The organism is Paenibacillus sp. V4I9, from assembly GCF_030817295.1.
Lineage (GTDB): Bacteria > Bacillota > Bacilli > Paenibacillales > NBRC-103111 > Paenibacillus_E.
Genome location: NZ_JAUSZE010000001.1, coordinates 2631289 through 2651830 on the forward strand (window position 1 = coordinate 2631289; position 20542 = coordinate 2651830).

Consider the following 20542-nt stretch of genomic DNA (forward strand, 5'->3'; position numbering starts at 1 on the left):
AGGAAGCAAACGAGCTTTCGCTATATGCGAAGCTCGTTTGTCCTATTTTTTCTAGAGCTGCTCATCCTCTGAGCCGGAAAGGTTTTCTGGTTCGAGTAGAGGATCGCCCTCACCGTTATGCATATAATCACGGTAGGCCTTGCCTCTAACAATGGTAACATGTTCACCATATAGGTCTGTCGCAACAAAGCTCTCGAAAGACTCAACATAACCAACGTGTTCATCAGCTTCCACATACATTTCATCATAGCTTTCAACGTTGGGATCTTCAGCAAATGCAGGTGAATTGGAGGTGCCCCAACTTTCAACGATTTGCCAGGCATCCTCACCATCGAATTCGGTCTCATCGTCACGTTCGTCAAAGCTGGTTCGGCCAAAAGGTGGGTAGAGCACTTGTTCTTCAACAGGTCTTCTGAATGATCGATCAGGATCTGGAACGTGTTCTAAGCTGTAAATTGTGGTAGGGATAGCTTGAAGGCGCTCAAAGGGAATCGGTTGTTTGCTGAACACACATATGCCATATTCTCCACTCTCCATGCGAGCTAAGGCTTCATTGACTTGATTTAAATGAAATTCAGCATGTTCGTTGAGTGAAATATCTTTTTCTCGTTCGTAAATTTCTGTGGCGATGTCTCCTGGATGATTATCGTACATGGAGAGCTCACCGGTACTATCTTTGAAAGAATTGGACAGGCCGTAATTATCATTCGTGGCAAAATGTTTCTCGAGATAAAGCTTTTCCTCCAATAATTGCAGATATAATTCTCTTAATTGCTCCTCGGATAAATGGCTCATAGGTCGTCGTACAGCTCCTTTCTAACAGCTGATGCATACCGTTATAATGCCGAGTGACAGCTTTTTTTAGTGAGGTAATTCCTTGAAACTAAGGAAATAAGGAACTTGTTTAAGCTTACGAAGTAAGTTTTGCTAAAGCAAAACTCTCAGGAGGAAAAGATAATGAAATATTATTTTTATGCGCTCATCGTATTTATTTTGGATCAAGTATCCAAATGGTTTATTGTAAAACGGATTCCACTTGGCGAGGAACGTCCAGTGCTGGGTGATTTCTTCATCCTGACGTCGCATCGCAATAGGGGAGCGGCATTTGGTATTTTGCAAAACCAAAGATGGTTTTTCATTGTGATTACGCTCATTGTTGTGATTGGTATTCTCTGGTACATGCGTCGGACGATTAGTGAAAGAAAAGTTTTGTTATCTTTTGCGCTTAGTCTTCTGCTAGGAGGAGCAATCGGTAATTTCATTGATCGAGCTTTATTCGGTGAAGTTGTGGATTTCCTGCAGTTTACCTTTGATTTTAGCTTGTTCGGCAAAGCCATTTATTATATTTATCCGATTTTCAATCTAGCTGATTCGGCCATCGTGATCGGGGTAATCCTGATTTTCTTAGAATCGTTACTTACTTGGAGAAAAGAGAAAAAAGGAGCAACGAATGAACACAAATCAGACCTCATCTGAGGCCGCGACTAATGATGTCGTCGAATGGACAGTTGAAGTACAGTATGCCAGTGAACGTATTGATAAATTCATTACGGAAGCATTGGAGGAAGATGTGTCGAGAACACTCGTTCAGCAATGGGTCAAAGACGGGCATGTTAAAGTGAATGGGAAAGCAATAAAACCAAACTATAAGCTGTCTGAACAAGATGTTATTTCTTTGCGCATTCCTGAACCACAGGGTGTTGAGCTTGCCGCGGAAAACATTCCTCTTAATGTGGTATACGAAGACGCTGATGTCATCGTGATCAATAAACAGCGGGGACTTGTCGTTCATCCAGCACCTGGCCATTACTCTGGTACATTGGTTAACGCATTAATGTACCATTGCAAGGATCTATCTGGTATCAACGGAGAACTGCGTCCTGGAATCGTACATCGAATTGATAAGGACACATCCGGGCTTATCATGTCAGCAAAGAATGACAAAGCACACGCTAGCTTAGCTGAGCAGTTAAAGGCTCATACAGTCAATCGCAAATATATCGCCTTGGTACATGGGAATCTACAGCATGATCAAGGTACCATTGACGCTCCGATAGGTCGCGATTCAAATGACCGCAAGATGTATACGGTAACGGAGAAAAACAGTAAGCAAGCGGTAACTCATTTCGTAGTTATTGAACGCTTTGGCGATTTCACCTTGGTGGAATTAAAGCTGGAAACAGGAAGAACCCATCAAATTCGTGTGCATATGAAATTCATAGGTCACCCTCTTGTAGGTGATCCGATGTATGGCAAGAGCAAAGGGATGCTCATGGATGGCCAGGCGCTGCACGCTGCCATTCTTGGCTTTAAGCATCCGCGTACAGGGGAATGGTTGCAATTTGAAGCACCGATTCCAGCAGATATGGAACAGCTTCTACAAACAATTCGAACATCCTAGGGTTCTTCCCAATGGGAGAGGAGTGAATCACATGGAGCATCTGATTAATCCGCAAGTGAAAGACATTCAAATTTCAGGCATACGTAAAATTTCTAATCTTGTGAGCACCATTCCAGGCGCTTTGACGTTAACGATTGGACAGCCTGATTTCCCGACGCCGCGGCATATTATTGAGGCTGGGCAGAGGGCTTTGGATCAAAATAAAACGGTTTATACGCAAAATCCCGGACTATTGGAACTGCGAGAAGCAGTATCCAGTTTTGTTCAAACTAAGTATGGCCAACAATACCGCGCGGCTGATGAAATTATCGTGACAGCTGGAGCGAGTCAAGCAGTAGACATTACGTTACGTACCATTCTTACACCTGGTGCTGAAGTTATTATTCCCGCACCTATATACCCTGGGTACGAGCCTTTAATCAGATTAGCAGGGGGAATCCCTGTCTACGTCGATACTAGACCGAATGGCTTGAAATTAACGGCAGAGTTACTTGAGCCTTATCTTTCAGCCAACACACGCTGCGTTATCTTATGTTACCCGTCTAATCCTACAGGCCAAGTACTCACGGAGCAGGAATTGGCCGATTTGGCTCAATTATTAGAAGATCGGGAATTGTTTATTTTATCCGATGAAATTTATAGTGAGCTTGTTTACGGTGTTCGTCATCAGTCTATTGCAACGATGGGCAAGCTGCGTGAGAAAACGATTGTCATTAATGGCCTCTCCAAATCCCATGCTATGACAGGCTGGCGAGTTGGATTTACATTAGCGCCGGATTACATTACGGAGCATATGGTCAAGGTACATCAGTATAATGTAACTTGCGCAAGCTCTGTAAGCCAGTATGCGGCATTAGAGGCTCTGACAGTAGGTATAGATGATGCTCTGCCTATGCGCAATGCCTATGAAGTTCGTAGGGATTATGTCTATGACCGTTTACTTGCTATGGGCTTCGAGTTGGAGAAGCCGAATGGGGCTTTTTATTTGTTCCCTTCCATAGCGAAGTTTGGATTATCCTCTCAGGAATTTACCATGAGGTTGCTTCATGAGGAACATGTTGCTGTTGTTCCTGGAGATGCTTTCACTTCTTACGGAGAAGGTTATATCCGAATTTCTTATGCTTATTCACAAGAAGTATTGGAACAGTCACTTGATCGTCTTGAGCGCTTTGTCAATAAACTAGCGTGAGCTAGCTAATTGTAAAGCATTTTATTAGTCGACATTACATTAATGACAATACGAAAAAACCTCCAAATCCACAATGAAAGTGGGTTGGAGGTTTTTCTTTGTTTTTAATTAGATTTAAATCGTAAATAGGCTGTAATGGTATCTATGGCTACATCAATAGCGCTCTCGTTAGGATCAAGCTTGGCGTTATGCAACCCATGAGGGGTGTCTACCCCTAACCAGAACATGAAGCCAGGTATTTGCTCCAAAAAGTAGCCAAAGTCTTCGCCTGTCATCGCTTCTGTACACTCCACAAGCTGTATATTATCGTTACCGCGCAGCCAGTCCATGAATTCCACGGTCAAAGCAGGATCATTGAACACTTGGCGGTAATTCGAGCCATAATCAATGGAGATTTGACACTCGAAGGAACTTTCGATCCCTGCAGCTACAGCTTCGATGCGTTTCTTGATCTTGTTCATAGAATCAGCGGAAAGGGTGCGAATCGTGCCTTCCAAGCGGGCTTTTTCCGCAATGATGTTTTGCTTTGTACCGGCTTCCATTTTACCAATGGTAATGACGGCCGAATCAAGCGGATTCACATTACGGGAAACAATGGTTTGCAGTTGACCGACCATTTGTGTCGCCGCTATGATCATATCGTTTGCTTGGTGCGGGTAAGCGGCATGTCCACCTTTGCCTAGCAGGTCAATGAACAGCTCAGACGTATTGGCAAACAAGATCTCCGGCCTCGTGGCAATCGTGCCTACTGGATACTCAGGTGCTATATGGAGAGCAACCATCTGGTCGGGCTTCCAATCCTTCAATTCTTCAGCAGCAAGCATGGGTAAAGCGCCGCCTGGGCCTTCTTCTGCCGGCTGAAATAACACAATTAGGTCATCCTGCATAGGCTGCTGAGCGAAATGGGTAACAACGCCCATCCCAATTGACATGTGAAAATCATGTCCGCACGCATGCATGTAACCTGGATGCTGGGATGGAAACGGAAGAGAGGTCTCTTCCGTAATGGGCAGCCCGTCCATATCTGCACGATATCCGAAGCGTTTGGTAGGATTCGTACCTTTGATGTAAACTAGAATGCCAGTGCGCCAAGTGCGAATCGTCAGTCTATCCTGAGGAAGCTTTGATAGATGGTCAAGGAGAAGCTGTTGCGTTTTGAACTCTTGAAAGCCCGGCTCCGGAATTTGGTGAAGCTGACGGCGCAGCTCTATGAATGGGCTAAGCATGGTGAATTCCTCCAGAACACCTTACAGGGTGCGCAGATCTTGTAAAATTTCTGTTTTGGACTTCGTTTTATCGTCCACTTTCTTAATCACTCGTGCAGGTGCTCCTGCTACAACCGTATATTCTTCTACGTCTTGTGTAACGATAGCGCCGGCAGCAACAACAGATCCTTTTCCGATGCGAACACCTTCCAAGATAACGGCATTCGCTCCAACAAGCACATCATCCTCAATCACACAAGGCTGTGCGGAAGGGGGCTCGATAACGCCTGCTACTACTGCACCAGCACCGATGTGACACATTTTGCCGACTTGTGCTCTACCGCCAAGAACAGCATTCATGTCGATCATTGTACCATCGCCAACAGAAGCGCCAATATTAATGAGAGCACCCATCATGATGACGGCGTTATCTCCGATATGTACTTTATCACGAATGATCGCACCTGGTTCAATGCGCGCATTGATTGGCTTCAGATCAAGCATTGGAATCGCAGAATTGCGACGATCCGCTTCAACTACGAAATCAGCGATTTGCGCTTTGTTTGCTTCAAGAATGGGCTGGATTTCGCTCCATTCGCCAAAAACAACTCCGCTTCCACCGGATAAGAAGGTTTGGCTGCCTTCGCCAAAGTTAATACCTTCAAGGTTTCCTTTTACGTATACTTTAACAGGGGTCTTTTTCTTGCTTTCTTTAATAAACTGAATAATTTCTAACGTATTCATCTCGGTCATGGTGACATCTCCTTAAAATTTAGATTGACTCTCCTATATTATCAGAAAGGGGGCATTTCGGCCAATGTGTATTCATATAGCTTTTTGAGCGAACTGACTATTGTACAGATCTGCATAAAAGCCGTGCTGTTCCAATAGCTGTTCATGTGTTCCTTGTTCAATAACAGTACCATGATTCATAACAAGAATGAGATCGGCATCTCGTATGGTGGAAAGTCGATGTGCAATGACGAAGCTTGTGCGCCCTTCCATCAGGTTACTCATCGCCTTTTGGATGGACACTTCCGTGCGTGTATCTACGCTGCTCGTCGCTTCATCAAGAATCAAAATGGTTGGATCCGCAAGTATGGCGCGAGCAATGGTGAGAAGCTGCTTTTGCCCATGTGAAAGGTTGGATGCTTCTTCATTCAGCTTGGTATCGTAACCTTCCGGCAAGGTTCGAATGAAATGATCAGCATAGGCCGCGCGAGCAGCACTAACGATCTCGTCTTGAGTGGCACCATGACGTCCGTAAGCGATATTCTCGCGAATCGTTCCGTTGAACAGCCATGTGTCTTGCAGTACCATACCGAACAGTCCGCGCAGATGACTGCGTGACATTTCACGTGTGTCTACCGCATCAATGGAAATCGTACCACCCTTTAATTCGTAGAAACGCATCAGTAGATTGACAATCGTTGTTTTACCCGCACCTGTGGGGCCAACAATGGCAACCGTTTGTCCTGGCTCTACTTGGATATTCATATCTTGAATTAACGGGGTATCCTCTTTGTAAGTAAAGGTAACCTGTTTAAATTGAACATGACCTTGGACATTCTGGGTCGTTTTTACATGGGTGATTTCCTGTACTTCCTCAGGCTCATCTAACAACTCGAAAATACGTTCCGCGGCGGCGATTGTTGATTGAATCACGTTGGCTATATTAGCTACCTGTGCAATCGGCATCCCAAATTGCCCTGAGTATTGAATAAACGCAAGAATATCTCCGATTTTAATAGCCCCATTTGTTACCATGATGCCACCAATCACACTGACCAATACGTAGCCGATATTCCCGATAAAGGACATAAGGGGGAAAATCATCCCCGAGATAAACTGTGCACGCCAGCCTGAATGATACAAACGTTCATTAATTTCATTGAATTGCTCAACCGATTTATGCTCACGGCCGAAAGCTTTGACAATGGTATGGCCTGTGTACATTTCTTCCACGTGACCATTCAGTTCACCGAGTGTTTTTTGTTGTCCTTTAAAATACTTCTGAGACCGTGATGCAATCATTTTCGTTCCCAAAATGCTGAGCGGCAAGGTTACGATGGTGGCCAAGGTCAACAAAGGACTAATGGTTAGCATCATAATAATGATCCCGACTAAGGTCACGATTGAAGTAATCAACTGTGTCAAGCTTTGCTGCATGGTAGAACTGATCGTATCTACGTCGTTAGTAGCTCGGCTCATCGTGTCCCCATGACTGCGTGAGTCGAATAAGGAGAGAGGTACTCGGGTGAGCTTCTCGCTAATATCTCTACGAAGATTAAATACGATTTTCTGTGTGACACCGACCATAATCCACTGTTGGATGAAGGTGAGTATGGCGCTGAGTATGTAGAGAGCTGAAAGAATAATAACGATTTGGAAAATGGCATCAAAGTCAATTTTGGCGCCGGCAACACCTTTGAGCTTCGCGATAGAGCCTTCATACAATATGGTTGTTGCGTTACCCATGAGTTTGGGACTAATAATACTGAAGAGTGTGCTGAGCACAGCCGAGATAAAAACAAGCAGGATAGATATACGGAAAGGACTCATATAACTCGACAACCGTCGTATTGTTCCCTTGAAATCCTTAGCCTTCTGGACTGGCATTCCCATGCCGCCCATGCCGCCTCGGCCAAAGTGACCGGGGTTTACCCCCGCTTGAGAAGGAGCTTTCTCTTTTGGTTTGTCACTCATGCAATTTCCTCCTCTGACAGCTGAGAAGCAACAATTTCTTGATACACAGCACATGTTTTCATCAGTTCTGAATGGGTGCCTATCCCTGCAATTTGTCCTTCTTCCAGTACGATAATTCGGTTAGCGTCCATAATTGTACTGACGCGTTGGGCGACAATAATCATCGTTGCTTGCTCGGTTTCGGTTTTGAGGGCTGCCCGAAGCTTAGCATCTGTTTTGAAATCAAGTGCAGAGAAGCTATCATCGAATACATAAATGTTCGGTTTACGAACAAGTGCACGGGCAATGGCAAGCCGCTGCTTCTGGCCACCGGACAGGTTCGTGCCACCTTGGGCGAGAACAGCTTGATAGCCTTCTTTCATCTCGGCGATGAAATCTGCAGCTTGCGCAGTGGTCGCAGCATGCTGGATTTCATCTTCCGTTGCCATCTCACGTCCAAAACGAATGTTATCCGCAACTGTTCCTGAGAAAAGCGCCGCCTTTTGTGGGACATAACCGATTTGCTGTCTTAGGCTTTCTAACTTCAAAGTAGGCAGGGGATGACCATCTAAGATGATAGTGCCGGACTCCACATCATAGAAGCGCAACAGTAAATGAATGAGGGTCGTCTTGCCCGATCCGGTTCCTCCAATAATCGCTGTTACCTCACCAGGCTCAGCGCGGAAGGATAGATCACGAATTGCTGGTTGTTCAGCCCCCGGATAACTAAAGGATACATGCTTAAACTCAACAGCAGCTTGATTGGAATTTAGAGATTTCGCCATTTCGGTGCTATGTATGTTAGATTGTAGTTCTAAAACTTCATTAATACGGACAGAAGAAGCAGATGCACGTGGAATCATCATGAAAATCATCGTCATCATGAACATTGAAAACATAATTTGCATGGCATATTGGATAAAGGCCATTAAGTCACCAATCTGCATTTGATTGGCATCAATGCGAACTCCGCCGTACCAAAGAATGACGACAACCCCAAGATTAAAAACAAGCATCATGATGGGCATCATCGTGGACATGATTACATTTACTTTTACGGCTGTTTGCGTGTAATCCAGGTTCGCTTTTTCGAATTTACGCTTTTCATGTTCGGAACGGTTAAAGGCGCGAATGACGCGGATACCGGTTAAATTTTCACGCAGCACGAGATTGATGCCATCGATTTTGATCTGCAATGTTTTGAATAAGGGAAGTCCTTTACGCATGATCCCTACAATAGCAAGTGCAAGAATCGGGATGATAGAAATTAATACAATGGCGAGATGAGCGTCCTTATAAGTGGCCATGATGACTCCGCCGACTAGCATCGTAGGTGCGCCGATGAACATCCGCATCATGACAATCACTTGCTGAACTTGTGCGATGTCATTCGTGGTTCTGGTAATGAGGGAGGAAGTACCGAGTTTATCAAATTCGTGCAAGGAGAAGCTTTCAACATGGGTAAAAAGCGTTCGTCGTAAATCCTTGCCGAATCCTGTCGCCGTTCGTGCCAACAAGTAGCTTGCGATGATGACACAAACCATCGCGCCCATGGCTACTAAAAGCATGTAAGCGCCAAACCGGAGAATATAAGGAATATCTCCTTTCATAACCCCGACATCGACAATGTCAGCGAGCAGTGTTGGCAGGTACAACTGCGCCAGTGATTGCAAAAGCATCAAAGTAATAATCGCAACCACAGAAGTTTTGTACGGTTTCAGAAGCCGAAACAGTTTGAACATGGGTTCCTCCTTAGCGTTTTGCCTTAACAAAACTGGCATTATAAGCGTTGCTGAGTTTTCGCGAGAAAACGGACAAAGCTCGTGTTTTTATATGTAAATTATAACACATGGCTGAGCGCTAGCTCAAAGCAAGTTCATGAAATAGATATTGACTTATCGTGTCGAAAGTGGGATAATTCTTTTAATTAAATATGTACCTTTAAAAACAGTCCAGAGAGGCTGGCAAGGTAGTCGATGAGAAAAGACGGGATATACTGAGTCGCGGATTCAGTGTATGACTAAGCTTGGGGATGTGCGCATCCTTATGCCCCGCTCTGTATCTTTATGCTCTCGTAACTCCTTGCCAACAAATGGCAAGGAGTTTTTTGGTTTTGCTAAAGCAAAACTCAGCCAATGCTTACGATGCAAGTTTTCCTACGGAAAACTCAGCCAATGCTTACGATGCAAGTTTTCCTACGGAAAACTCAGCCAATGCTTACGATGCAAGTTTTCCTACGGAAAACTCAGCCAATGCTTACGATGTCAGTTTTGCTAAAGCAAAACTCTTAGGAGGCGATAAAGATGAATGAAACGGCCGAACATACGATTATTGATGAAATGGGAATTCGCAGAGCACTAACGCGGATTGCACATGAGATACTGGAAAAGAATAAAGGGGTAGAGGATTGTACCTTGATTGGGATTCGGACCCGTGGTATTTACTTGGCCAAGCGAGTAGCAGAGCGAATTCTTGAGATTGAAGGTGTGCCGATTCCTGTCGGTGAGATTGATATCACTTCTTATCGTGATGATCGCGTGAAGGTGAAATCAGTGGAAAATGTTCAGGAAGGCGGTAAGATCCAAATTCAAGACCGCAAAATCATCCTGTTCGATGATGTGCTTTACACCGGAAGAACAGTGAGAGCAGCTATGGATGCATTGATCGATCTGGGCAGACCGCAGATGATCCAGCTAGCCGTACTAGTTGACAGGGGGCATCGTGAATTGCCCATTCGCCCTGATTATGTAGGAAAGAACGTACCTACCTCCAAAAGTGAAAGTATTGAAGTGCTGCTTACGGAAATCGATGATAAAGATGGCGTCATTATACTTCAACAGAGGGGGAAACAGGAGTGAGTATCGTGAGTATACAAACCAAGCATTTTCTAGGATTGAAAGGCGTAAGCGCAGGGGAGATAACGAGCATTCTTGATCGTGCTGCCTACTGGGAACAATATCCTTCGAAGGTGACGAATCAATTTCAAGGCAAATTCGTTTCCAACTTGTTTTTTGAAAATAGTACAAGAACTCGGTTCTCCTTTGAACTGGCGCAAAAGCGGCTCGGAGCCGACGTGCTCAATTTCTCCGCTGCGGAATCCAGTGTACAAAAAGGGGAGTCCATCTACGATACAGTCCGTACACTCGAGTCCATGGGCATCGATGCCGGTATCATCCGTTTGAAGCCGAACGGTGTCCTGCAAGAGCTGGCTGAGAAAATCAAAATCCCGCTCATTAACGCGGGGGACGGCAATAACGAGCATCCAACGCAGGCGCTGCTCGATTTCTACACGATGCGCAAACAGTTCGGCGCCATCAAAGGTTTGACGGTCTCCATCATCGGAGACATCCTGCACAGTCGTGTCGCTCGCTCCAACCTATGGGGACTCATTGCCTTAGGAGCAAAGGTGCAGTTCTGCGCGCCCGAAAGCATGCAAGCTCCGGAGTTGGCTGAATTTGCTCCATATGTGTCCTTCGAGGAAGCACTGAAAGCTGATGTGGTCATGATGCTGCGTGTACAGCTTGAACGGCACGACAAAGGAATTATTCGCTCGGCAGAGGAATATCGCGAGCAATACGGGCTAACGGCAGAGCGTGCAAGCCGCATGGCTCCTCACGCAATCATCATGCATCCGGCTCCGGTGAATCGAAATGTAGAGCTTGATGATGAGTTGGTTGAACACGAGAAATCCAAAATTTTCACACAAATTGCTCACGGTGTTCCGATTCGTATGGCGGTCATCGAACGAGCTTTATCATAAAACAGGGGGACTTCAACACAATGGGCATTTGGATATTAAACGGACTTACCGTCGATGTAAATAATGTACAAGCGAAGAAACACATTTTGGTAGAGAATGATAAAATTGCAAAGGTTATTGATGTAGTAGAAGGTTCGGCTCCACAAACTGAAGGCCATGAAGTCATTGATGCAGCAGGTAAGCTAGTGACTCCAGGATTCATCGATATGCATGTCCACCTGAGAGAGCCTGGATTTGAACATAAAGAAAATATCGCGACCGGAACACGTTCCGCAGCAAGAGGCGGCTTCACAACTATAGCTTGCATGCCGAATACAAGACCTGTGATCGATACCGTTGATACAGTGAACTACATATTGGATAAAGCTGCAACGGAAGGTGTCGTCCGTGTTCTTCCATACGGTACGATTACGAAGAACGAGCTCGGCCGCGAGTTGACTGATTTCGCTGCGCTGAAAGAAGCGGGCGTCATCGGCTACACAGACGATGGTGTCGGCGTGCAAAGCGCGCAAATGATGAAAGATGCGATGGCTTTGGCTGCATCGATCGGTATGCCAATCATCGCACATTGCGAGGATGACACGCTTGTAGTTGGCGCGCCGGTAAGCGAAGGCGCGTTCGCGAAGAAGCACGGACTGAAGGGAATCCCGAACGAGTCCGAGGCGATTCATGTGGGCCGCGACGTGCTGCTAGCCGAAGCGACGGGTGTTCACTATCACGTGTGCCACGTAAGCACCGAGCAGTCCGTTCGTCTGATCCGCCATGCGAAGCAGTTCGGCATTAAAGTGACTGCCGAGGTATGTCCACATCACCTCGTGCTCTCAGATGAAGATATTCCAGGGCTCGATGCCAACTGGAAGATGAACCCGCCGCTGCGCACGCCGCGCGATGTGCAGGCTGTCATTGAAGGTTTGGAAGACGGCACGATAGACATTATCGTAACGGATCACGCGCCGCACACGGAAGAAGAGAAAGAGAAGGGTATGATGCTGGCTCCTTTCGGCATACTCGGCTTCGAAACAGCGTTCTCCCTGCTGTACACGAAATTTGTACTGACAGGCAAATGGTCATTAGGTTTCCTCGTGGATCGTATGACGAAAAAACCTGCCGACGTATTCGGTCTTCCATACGGAACACTTGAAGTAGGCAGTGCTGCTGATATCACCATCGTGGATTTGGAAACAGAGCGCGAAGTTCTCAAAGAAGAGATCGTTTCACGCAGCAAAAACACGCCATTCATCGGCTGGAAGCTGCAAGGCTGGCCGGTTGTTACAATCGCTTCCGGTAAAGTGGTTTGGTCATAAACCGTTCTTAAATGGCATTGAAATCAAGCATAAATCCGCATTAAGATCTATACGCAGGCCGAAAAATCGTGTATATTTATACAGAATGATTGCTTTTTATGCAAATCTTATGCATTACACAAAGAAGTTGTAGGCATGACATCTGCGGTTCGTGAGAATCGTTTGACAATAGCGAAGGAGTTGAAAGAACATGCAGGCAAGATTGTTGCTGGAAGACGGCACTCTTTTTACAGGAAAATCGTTCGGTAGTGAAGGTGAATCCGTCGGCGAGGTAGTATTCAATACAGGAATTACAGGTTATCAGGAGGTGCTTTCTGATCCTTCCTACTGCGGTCAAATCGTGACGATGACGTATCCATTGGTGGGGAACTACGGTGTGATTCGGGATGATTTTGAATCCGTACGTCCTTTCATTCATGGCTTCGTCGTTCGTGAGCATGAAGAGATTCCTAGTAACTGGAGAGCGCAATATACGCTGGGTAGCCTGCTGAAAGAATACGGCATCGTTGGGATCAGCGGCATCGATACGCGCATGTTAACTCGTAAAATCCGTCATCACGGCGTTATGAAAAGCCTTTTGACAACATCCAATAAATCCATTGCTGAGCTGACTGAAATCTTAAGAGGAACGCCTCTAATGACAGATCAAGTCGCTCGTGTATCCACGAAAAGTGTATACGGCGCACCTGGACATAAGGAACGTATCGTACTTGTTGATTATGGTGCAAAAAGCGGAATTATCCGTGATCTTAGCAAACGTGACTGTGACGTTGTTGTTGTACCTCAAGAAGCTACAGCTGAACAAATTCGTCGCCTTGCGCCAGACGGCGTGCTGCTGTCTAACGGCCCTGGGGATCCGAAAGACGTACCTCACGCTGTCGAAATGATTAAAGGCTTGCTCGGCGATATCCCGCTCTTCGGTATTTGCTTGGGTCATCAGCTGTTCGCACTGGCTTGCGGTGCAGATACAGATAAACTGAAGTTCGGTCACCGCGGCGGCAACCATCCGGTAAAAGATTTAATTTCTGGACGCTGCTACATTACATCGCAAAACCATGGCTACACGGTTAAGGAAGAATCCGTCCAAGGAACTGACCTTGAAGTGACGCACATCAATAATAATGACCGCACCATTGAAGGCTTGAAACATAAGAAATACCCTGCCTTCTCGGTTCAGTATCACCCAGAGGCAGCACCAGGGCCATTTGACTCCAGCTACTTGTTCGATGATTTCATCTCGCTGATTCGTCAGCACAAAATCGATAACCCACAGCAGCCGCGCCAAGCGCAAATGCTTGCACAGTGGAAAGCTTCCACGGCATCGACATCTGTGAAGGAGGAACTGCAATATGCCAAAAAATAATACACTCAAAAAGATTCTCGTTATCGGTTCCGGTCCTATCGTCATCGGTCAGGCAGCGGAATTTGACTATGCAGGTACGCAAGCTTGCCAAGCGCTAAAAGAAGAAGGCATGGAAGTTATCCTGATCAACAGCAACCCTGCTACGATCATGACGGATACGAACATGGCGGATAAAGTATATATCGAACCGATCACGCTTGAGTTTGTTACGCAAATCATTCGTCAAGAACGTCCGGATGGTTTGCTTCCAACACTCGGTGGTCAAACAGGTCTGAACATGGCTGTTGAGCTAGCTCGTGCGGGTGTTCTGGAAAGCGAGAACGTGAAGCTTCTGGGAACACAGCTTACGGCGATTGAGAAAGCAGAGGACCGCGACCTTTTCAGAGACTTGATGAGAGAATTAGAGCAGCCTGTACCAGATAGCGTAATCGTAACGACGGTCGCTCAAGCGGTAGATTTTGCTAACGAGATCGGGTTTCCAATCATCATTCGTCCTGCCTACACATTAGGTGGAACGGGCGGCGGTATCTGTAACACGATGGAAGAGTTGACCGAAATTGTGGCTTCCGGAATTCGCTACAGCCCAATCGGCCAATGTCTGGTAGAGCGCAGTATTGCAGGCATGAAAGAAGTCGAATACGAAGTTATGCGTGACGCGAACGATAATTGCATCGTGGTATGTAACATGGAGAACTTTGATCCAGTAGGTGTTCATACCGGAGATAGTATCGTTGTAGCACCAAGCCAAACATTGTCGGACCGTGAGTATCAAATGCTGCGTTCGGCTTCGCTTAAAATCATTCGCGCCTTGAACATCGAGGGTGGCTGTAACGTTCAGTACGCGCTTGATCCGCACAGCTTCCAATATTACGTAATCGAAGTGAACCCGCGTGTAAGCCGTTCATCAGCGCTTGCATCCAAAGCAACGGGTTATCCGATTGCGAAGATGGCTGCTAAAATTGCGATTGGCTACACGCTCGATGAGCTAGTCAATCCAGTTACAGGCCAAACCTATGCATGCTTCGAGCCAGCTCTGGATTACATCGTTTCCAAAATTCCACGTTGGCCGTTCGATAAATTCACGGCAGCAAACCGTAAGCTGGGTACGCAAATGAAAGCGACTGGCGAAGTTATGGCGATTGGCCGTACATTCGAAGAGTCCATTCATAAAGCGGTTCGTTCCTTAGAGATCGGCGTACACCGTTTGTTCTTGAAAGAGACAGATCTCATAGATCAAGAAACACTCGAGTTCCGCCTGCAAAAGCCCGATGATGAGCGCTTGTTCTTACTAGCAGAAGCTTATCGTAGAGGTTATACCGTGGAACAATTGCAAAAATTGACGAATATTGACTGGTGGTTCTTGAACAAACTGGATGGTCTGATTAAATACGAAAAAGAGATTGCAGCTAGCGAGCTTACAAACGAGCTGCTTTTCGAAACGAAACGCAAAGGCTTCACAGATCGTGCCATTGCCGAAATTCGCGCACTTGCGGGCTGCTCGACATTTACCAAAGAAGCTGACATCCGAACTCACCGTCTACAACAAAATATCAAGCCAGTTTACAAAATGGTAGATACTTGCGCAGCGGAATTCGAAGCTTCAACGCCATACTACTATTCGACTTATGAGCAAGAAGATGAAGTTACGGAAACAACGAAAGAAAAAGTGGTTGTTCTGGGTTCCGGCCCGATTCGTATCGGTCAAGGGATTGAGTTCGATTACTCCACGGTTCATGCGGTTTGGGCGATCCAAGCAGCAGGTTACGAAGCGGTTATTATCAACAATAACCCAGAAACGGTGTCAACGGATTTCAATACATCTGATCGCTTGTACTTCGAGCCTTTGTTCTTTGAAGATGTGATGAATGTAATCGAACGTGAGAACCCAATCGGGGTTATCGTTCAATTCGGTGGTCAAACAGCGATTAACTTGGCTGCACCTTTACACAAAGCTGGCGTACGCATTCTAGGTTCGGATCTGGAAAGTATCGACACAGCGGAAGATCGTAAGAAATTCGAAGCCTTGCTTAGCAAGCTTTCGATTGCTCAACCACCAGGCGGCACCGTTACATCGGTTGACCAAGCTGTGGGTACAGCTGCGAAATTCGGATATCCGGTTATTGTTCGCCCATCCTACGTCCTAGGTGGACGCGCAATGGAAATCGTCTACTCCGATGAAGAATTGCTAAGCTACATGGAATATGCCGTGAAAATCAACCCTGAGCATCCTGTTCTGATCGACCGCTACATGCTTGGTAAAGAGGTAGAGGTTGATGCCATCTGCGATAGAGAAACGGTTCTAATCCCAGGGATTATGGAACACGTTGAACGCGCAGGGGTTCACTCCGGTGACTCCATCGCGGTTTATCCACCGCAATCCGTTTCGGATGAGATTAAACAACAAATTATCGACATTACGACGAAAATCGGCCTTGAGCTGAACGTAGTTGGTCTGGTTAACATCCAGTTCGTTATTCATAACGATCAAGTGTATGTGATCGAGGTAAACCCGCGCTCTTCCAGAACCGTGCCTTTCTTGAGCAAAGTAACGAACATCCCGATGGCCAACGTGGCTACACGCGTCATTATGGGACAAAAGCTGGCTGATATGGGCTACCAAGGCGGTTTATGGCCGGAAGACAAGTACGTATCGGTTAAAGTGCCAGTATTCTCCTTCGCTAAGCTGCGCCGTGTAGATACGACGCTCGGACCTGAGATGAAATCGACGGGCGAGGTTATGGGGCGCGATATCAATTTTGCCAAAGCACTCTACAAAGGCTTAATTGGAGCGGGGATGAAAATTCCTGCAGCAGGATCTGTCGTAGTAACGGTAGCTGACAAAGATAAAGAGGAAGCGATTGAAATCTTAAAGGGCTTCTATCGCCTAGGATATAAAATCATTGCAACAGGCGGAACAGCAGCGGCGATTGAACAAGCTGGTCTTCCAGTGACGACTGTGAACAAGCTGAGCGAAGGTTCGCCTAACATTCTGGATCTCATCCGCAGCGGTGATGCACAGTTCGTTGTGAACACACTGACGAAAGGTAAAGAGCCAGAGCGTGACGGCTTCCGCATTCGTCGTGAAGCGGTTGAGAACGGTGTGGTTTGTATGACATCACTTGATACAGTAAGAGCGCTTGTTAATATGCTTGAAGCGATCAACTTCTCCTCACGTGCAATGCCAATTCATGTCTAAAGGAGAGTGACGAACTTGAGTACGCTAACTCGCACAGATGTTACTGGACGCATTATGGTCGCTTTGGATTATGCGAACGCAGAAGGTGCTGAAGGGCTGCTTAAGCAGCTCGAAGGCATCCCTTGCTACGTGAAGGTGGGCATGCAGCTGTTCTATGCTGCGGGTCCCGGCTTCGTCGCGAGTCTGAAGGATCGCGGCTACAAGGTGTTCCTCGATGTGAAGATGCATGACATTCCGAACACGGTCAAAGGTGGCGCGGAAAGCGTGACGCGCCTTGGGGTTGACGTGTTCAATGTCCATGCTGCCGGAGGCAAGCAAATGATGGAAGCCGCCTTGGAGGGTGTCGACAAGGGGCTAGCTGTAGGTGCTTCGCGTCCGATTGTCATCGGCGTGACGCAATTAACCAGCACCAGTGTACAGGTGCTGAATGACGAGATCGGCCTGACCGGTACGGTTGAGCAGGCCGTCATTCGCTATGCCCGCTTGGCGCATGCTGCGGGGCTGCAGGGGGTCGTCGCGTCACCGCTTGAGGTGACCGCGATTAAGGCGGTGTGCGGTGACGGTTTCGTCACCGTGACACCAGGCATTCGCCCTGCGGGAGCCGACGTGGGCGACCAGTCGCGCATTATGACGCCGGCTGAGGCATTCGCGCAGGGAACGGATTACGTCGTGATCGGTCGACCGATCACAGGAGCAGCGGATCCAAGAGCAGCAATTGAAGCGATTATCGATTCAATCGTGTAGCATGCTTTGTCTAACAACGGAAGGAACGGTGGAAGTAACATGAGTCAACTCGAAACAATCGCGCAGCATATTGCAGCGTCATTATTAGATATCGAAGCGGTAGCACTTCGACCGCAACAGCCTTTTACATGGACTTCTGGCCTCAAATCGCCAATCTATTGTGACAATCGTCTGACGATGTCACACCCAGCTATTCGCGAATCGATCGCTGACGGCTTCGCAGCTTTGATCCAAGAGAAATTCCCGGATGCTGAGGTTGTAGCTGGTACGGCAACAGCGGGCATTCCTCATGCCGCTTGGGTTGCTCAGAAGCTAGGTCTCCCGATGATCTACATTCGTGATAAAGCCAAAGGACATGGCAAAGAGAACTTGATTGAAGGCACTGTGAAACCGGGACAAAAGGTGATCGTGATTGAGGATCTTATCTCTACGGGTGGCAGTTCTTTGAAAGCAGCTATTGCTGTCAAAGAAGCTGGTGCTGTAGCACTGGGCGTGCTGGCGATTTTCTCCTATCAGTTAGATAAAGCTACAGAAGCATTCCAAGCTGCTGATATGCCACTATATACACTTTCCAACTACTCTACACTGCTTGAAGTGGCTCTAGAGAAGGGGAAAATCAAACAAGAGGACATGGAGCTCCTTCGTTCTTGGAGATCGAATCCTGCTGCGTTTGGTATGTAGGTCAGTTCTGACTGCGATTTGCGGCGGAGACGCTTTGAAGCAAGCCAACATCCGCATATAAGTTCATAACGGAAGAAGCTCTACCTTTACGAAAAGGAGAGCTTCTTTTTTTATTTGCTGAGGTTATCCTTGAGTCAGTAGTTGAATGAATGTTTGTAAGGGCTGAGACATCCATTTTTTGGGGTGAAGCAGCAGTTGAAGGTCTAATTTTAAGTCCGAATGTGAAAAAGGAAGATGTGCTAGTTTCCCTAGTTCCAGTTCGTTCTGTACAGCAATTTGGGGCAGCAGGGCGATACCAAGCCCATTCATGACACAGTGTTTAATTGTTTCTAAATTACCGAGCTCAAATCCAATTTGAAGCGGGACAGCATGATCTTTTAGTAACTTTTCAAACATACCTCGATAGATGCAGCCCTCTTCAGTTACGATAAATTCGGCTTGCTGAAAATCGGTTAGTTGTATTTGTGTTTGTTTCGTTAAAGGATGCTCAAGCGGTGCCACCAAAACTAAAGGTTCTTCTCTGACCTTTGTACAAGTAAGTGTGGTATCTGCTGGATAACGATCTAGTAGGAGTCCAATGTCATAGTCCCCATCTCTTACTTTAGTAATGAGGGAAGCTTCACTGTCAGGAAAGAGCTGGATATTCAGTCCAGGAAATTGTTGTTTCAGCACATGTAAATAGGGTGGTAAATAGTAAGCAGCAAGTGAGTTAATCGTACCGATCGTCAGTGTTCCGCTGACTTCGCTTGTTATCATTTCTTTGGATTGATCGTAGAGGTCAAGCATCTGCAAGACTAGCTTTAGCAAACTTTCTCCGGGTGCTGTTAATCGAAGCTGACGTCCGTATCTTTCGAAAAGGGGTACGCCATACTCTCGTTCCAACTTCTGAATTTGCATCGTAATACTCGATTGCGCATAGCCCAATTCTTCAGCAGCTCGTGTAAAGCTCTTTCTCCGTGCAACCTCCCGAAAGGTTCGGAAATAGGTTAAATCCATGGGAACCCCTCGCTTTAATATCAAAAATTTTGATGAGTCTTATCATTTATTATAGCTAACTGTGATCCAATGATCCATGCTAAAGTGAATGTACAAATGAAATAGGACTGGGAGATGATTGGGATGTTAAGAGAGAAAGACTTACAGGGGATCTATGTACCCATAATTACACCATTTGATGAGGAATATGAGGTGGATGCTGCCTCTTTTTATAATCTAGCTTACAATTTATTTCAAGATGAGGTAGACGGACTAGTCGTCAATGGAACGACAGGGGAATCGCCGACGATTACAAATGAAGAGATGTCGATCTTGTTCGCTACGGCACAAGCAGCTCGCGAGGCTGCGCAAGTAGATGTTCCGCTCATTGTAGGTACAGGAACGAATGATACGTTGTCCACGGTGAAAAAGACGGAGGCTGCCGGGAAATTAGGATCTGATGCCGTTCTAGTCGTTGTGCCTTACTATAATAGGCCGAGTCAACAAGGGATTATTGAACATTTTCGCCGGGCAGCCAGCGTTGGTGTGCCTGTCATTTTATATGAAATACCGCATCGCACGGGCGTGACGTTGGAACTTGATACCGTGCGTACGATACTTGAACTCGATGGTGTTATAGGTATGAAAGACAGTACGCCGAACACCCGATTGGTGTCTGAGCTTACTCGTCTAGGCTCGAAGCCCGTCTTGTGTGGGGAAGATTCACTGCTATTTGAGGCGCTTAGCTCCGGTGCTAAAGGGGTTATGAGCGCGTCAGCGAACGTAATGACTGAGCGTTTTGTATCGTTTTATCAGCATTTTGCAGCTGGTCAACACGAGATGAGCAAACAACTATTCGATGAGCTGCAACCACTCATTCGATTGCTTTTCGAAGAGCCCAATCCAGCGCCTCTCAAATGGCTGCTTGAGCAGCAAGGTGTCATTGAATCCGGAGCACTTCGATTACCGCTGCTTTCCGTGACAAAAGGCTTACAAGAGAAGTTAGCCTATTATTTGCAAAAATGAGAGGGAGAGATTG

Annotated in this window: 18 protein-coding genes; 12 read left to right on the forward strand and 6 right to left on the reverse strand. The window is 46.5% G+C overall.

Translation table 11 applies throughout. The annotated features are described in order from the left end of the window. Window positions 1–51: 51 nt before the first annotated feature. Entirely contained in the window at window positions 52–795 is a 744-nt protein-coding gene (locus tag QFZ81_RS11975; RefSeq protein ID WP_307444224.1) for a TraR/DksA C4-type zinc finger protein, read from the reverse strand. Between the two features lie 162 nt (window positions 796–957). Between QFZ81_RS11975 and lspA the strand changes: the two genes are divergently transcribed. The 3 genes from lspA to QFZ81_RS11990 are packed head-to-tail and all read left to right on the forward strand — an operon-like array spanning window position 958 to window position 3590. Continuing rightward, window positions 958–1476: a signal peptidase II gene (gene lspA / locus QFZ81_RS11980; RefSeq protein ID WP_307444222.1), complete on the forward strand. Its 519-nt coding sequence runs from the start codon at window positions 958–960 to the stop codon at window positions 1474–1476. Continuing rightward, window positions 1451–2401: an RluA family pseudouridine synthase gene (locus tag QFZ81_RS11985; protein WP_307444220.1), complete on the forward strand. Its 951-nt coding sequence runs from the start codon at window positions 1451–1453 to the stop codon at window positions 2399–2401. The genes lspA and QFZ81_RS11985 overlap by 26 nt, the downstream gene beginning before the upstream one ends. A 31-nt stretch (window positions 2402–2432) precedes the next feature. Further along, a complete protein-coding gene (locus QFZ81_RS11990) occupies window positions 2433–3590 on the forward strand; it encodes an aminotransferase A (RefSeq protein ID WP_307602869.1) in 1158 nt (385 codons plus the stop codon). Window positions 3591–3694: 104 nt separating this feature from the next. Here the strand turns inward: QFZ81_RS11990 and QFZ81_RS11995 are convergent, their stop codons facing one another. The 4 genes from QFZ81_RS11995 to QFZ81_RS12010 form a co-directional block, all read right to left on the reverse strand. Continuing rightward, window positions 3695–4816, reverse strand: coding sequence for an N-acetyldiaminopimelate deacetylase (locus tag QFZ81_RS11995; protein ID WP_307444216.1), 1122 nt, complete (start codon window positions 4814–4816; stop codon window positions 3695–3697). A 21-nt stretch (window positions 4817–4837) separates the two neighbouring features. After that, window positions 4838–5548: a 2,3,4,5-tetrahydropyridine-2,6-dicarboxylate N-acetyltransferase gene (gene dapD / locus QFZ81_RS12000; RefSeq protein ID WP_307602871.1), complete on the reverse strand. Its 711-nt coding sequence runs from the start codon at window positions 5546–5548 to the stop codon at window positions 4838–4840. Between the two features lie 72 nt (window positions 5549–5620). Continuing rightward, window positions 5621–7501, reverse strand: coding sequence for an ABC transporter ATP-binding protein (locus QFZ81_RS12005; RefSeq protein WP_307602872.1), 1881 nt, complete (start codon window positions 7499–7501; stop codon window positions 5621–5623). Beyond that, a complete protein-coding gene (locus QFZ81_RS12010) occupies window positions 7498–9222 on the reverse strand; it encodes an ABC transporter ATP-binding protein (protein WP_307602874.1) in 1725 nt (574 codons plus the stop codon). The genes QFZ81_RS12005 and QFZ81_RS12010 overlap by 4 nt, the downstream gene beginning before the upstream one ends. 371 nt (window positions 9223–9593) lie before the next feature. Here QFZ81_RS12010 and QFZ81_RS12015 point away from each other — a divergent pair, with 371 nt between their 5' ends. The 8 genes from QFZ81_RS12015 to pyrE all read left to right on the forward strand — a co-directional run bounded on the left by QFZ81_RS12015 (window position 9594) and on the right by pyrE (window position 18528). Then, entirely contained in the window at window positions 9594–9791 is a 198-nt protein-coding gene (locus tag QFZ81_RS12015) for a hypothetical protein (protein ID WP_307602876.1), read from the forward strand. After that, window positions 9784–10338 (forward strand): bifunctional pyr operon transcriptional regulator/uracil phosphoribosyltransferase PyrR, encoded by a 555-nt coding sequence (gene pyrR / locus QFZ81_RS12020; RefSeq protein ID WP_307444209.1) that lies wholly within the window; start codon window positions 9784–9786, stop codon window positions 10336–10338. The genes QFZ81_RS12015 and pyrR overlap by 8 nt, the downstream gene beginning before the upstream one ends. Next, the gene (locus tag QFZ81_RS12025; RefSeq protein WP_307444208.1) at window positions 10335–11240 is read left to right on the forward strand and encodes an aspartate carbamoyltransferase catalytic subunit; all 906 of its coding nucleotides are present in this window, start codon (window positions 10335–10337) and stop codon (window positions 11238–11240) included. Before pyrR ends, QFZ81_RS12025 begins: the two co-directional genes overlap by 4 nt. 20 nt (window positions 11241–11260) lie before the next feature. Further along, window positions 11261–12544: a dihydroorotase gene (locus QFZ81_RS12030; RefSeq protein WP_307444206.1), complete on the forward strand. Its 1284-nt coding sequence runs from the start codon at window positions 11261–11263 to the stop codon at window positions 12542–12544. Between the two features lie 190 nt (window positions 12545–12734). Continuing rightward, entirely contained in the window at window positions 12735–13907 is a 1173-nt protein-coding gene (carA, locus tag QFZ81_RS12035; RefSeq protein WP_307444205.1) for a glutamine-hydrolyzing carbamoyl-phosphate synthase small subunit, read from the forward strand. Then, complete coding sequence (gene carB, locus QFZ81_RS12040; protein WP_307444204.1) at window positions 13894–17103, forward strand: carbamoyl-phosphate synthase large subunit; 3210 nt, start codon at window positions 13894–13896, stop codon at window positions 17101–17103. The genes carA and carB overlap by 14 nt, the downstream gene beginning before the upstream one ends. Window positions 17104–17157: 54 nt before the next feature. Continuing rightward, the gene (pyrF, locus tag QFZ81_RS12045; RefSeq protein WP_307449879.1) at window positions 17158–17847 is read left to right on the forward strand and encodes an orotidine-5'-phosphate decarboxylase; all 690 of its coding nucleotides are present in this window, start codon (window positions 17158–17160) and stop codon (window positions 17845–17847) included. Window positions 17848–17886: 39 nt separating this feature from the next. Then, window positions 17887–18528, forward strand: a complete 642-nt coding sequence (pyrE, locus tag QFZ81_RS12050; RefSeq protein ID WP_307444202.1) for an orotate phosphoribosyltransferase — start codon at window positions 17887–17889, stop codon at window positions 18526–18528. A 123-nt stretch (window positions 18529–18651) separates the two neighbouring features. Here pyrE and QFZ81_RS12055 read toward each other — a convergent pair whose 3' ends face one another. Next, complete coding sequence (locus tag QFZ81_RS12055) at window positions 18652–19524, reverse strand: LysR family transcriptional regulator (protein WP_307602878.1); 873 nt, start codon at window positions 19522–19524, stop codon at window positions 18652–18654. A 123-nt stretch (window positions 19525–19647) separates the two neighbouring features. Between QFZ81_RS12055 and dapA the strand changes: the two genes are divergently transcribed. Continuing rightward, window positions 19648–20529 carry a 4-hydroxy-tetrahydrodipicolinate synthase gene (dapA, locus tag QFZ81_RS12060; protein WP_307444200.1) on the forward strand — a complete coding sequence of 294 codons (882 nt, stop codon included), beginning with the start codon at window positions 19648–19650 and terminating at the stop codon, window positions 20527–20529. The last annotated feature ends 13 nt before the right edge of the window (window positions 20530–20542 follow it).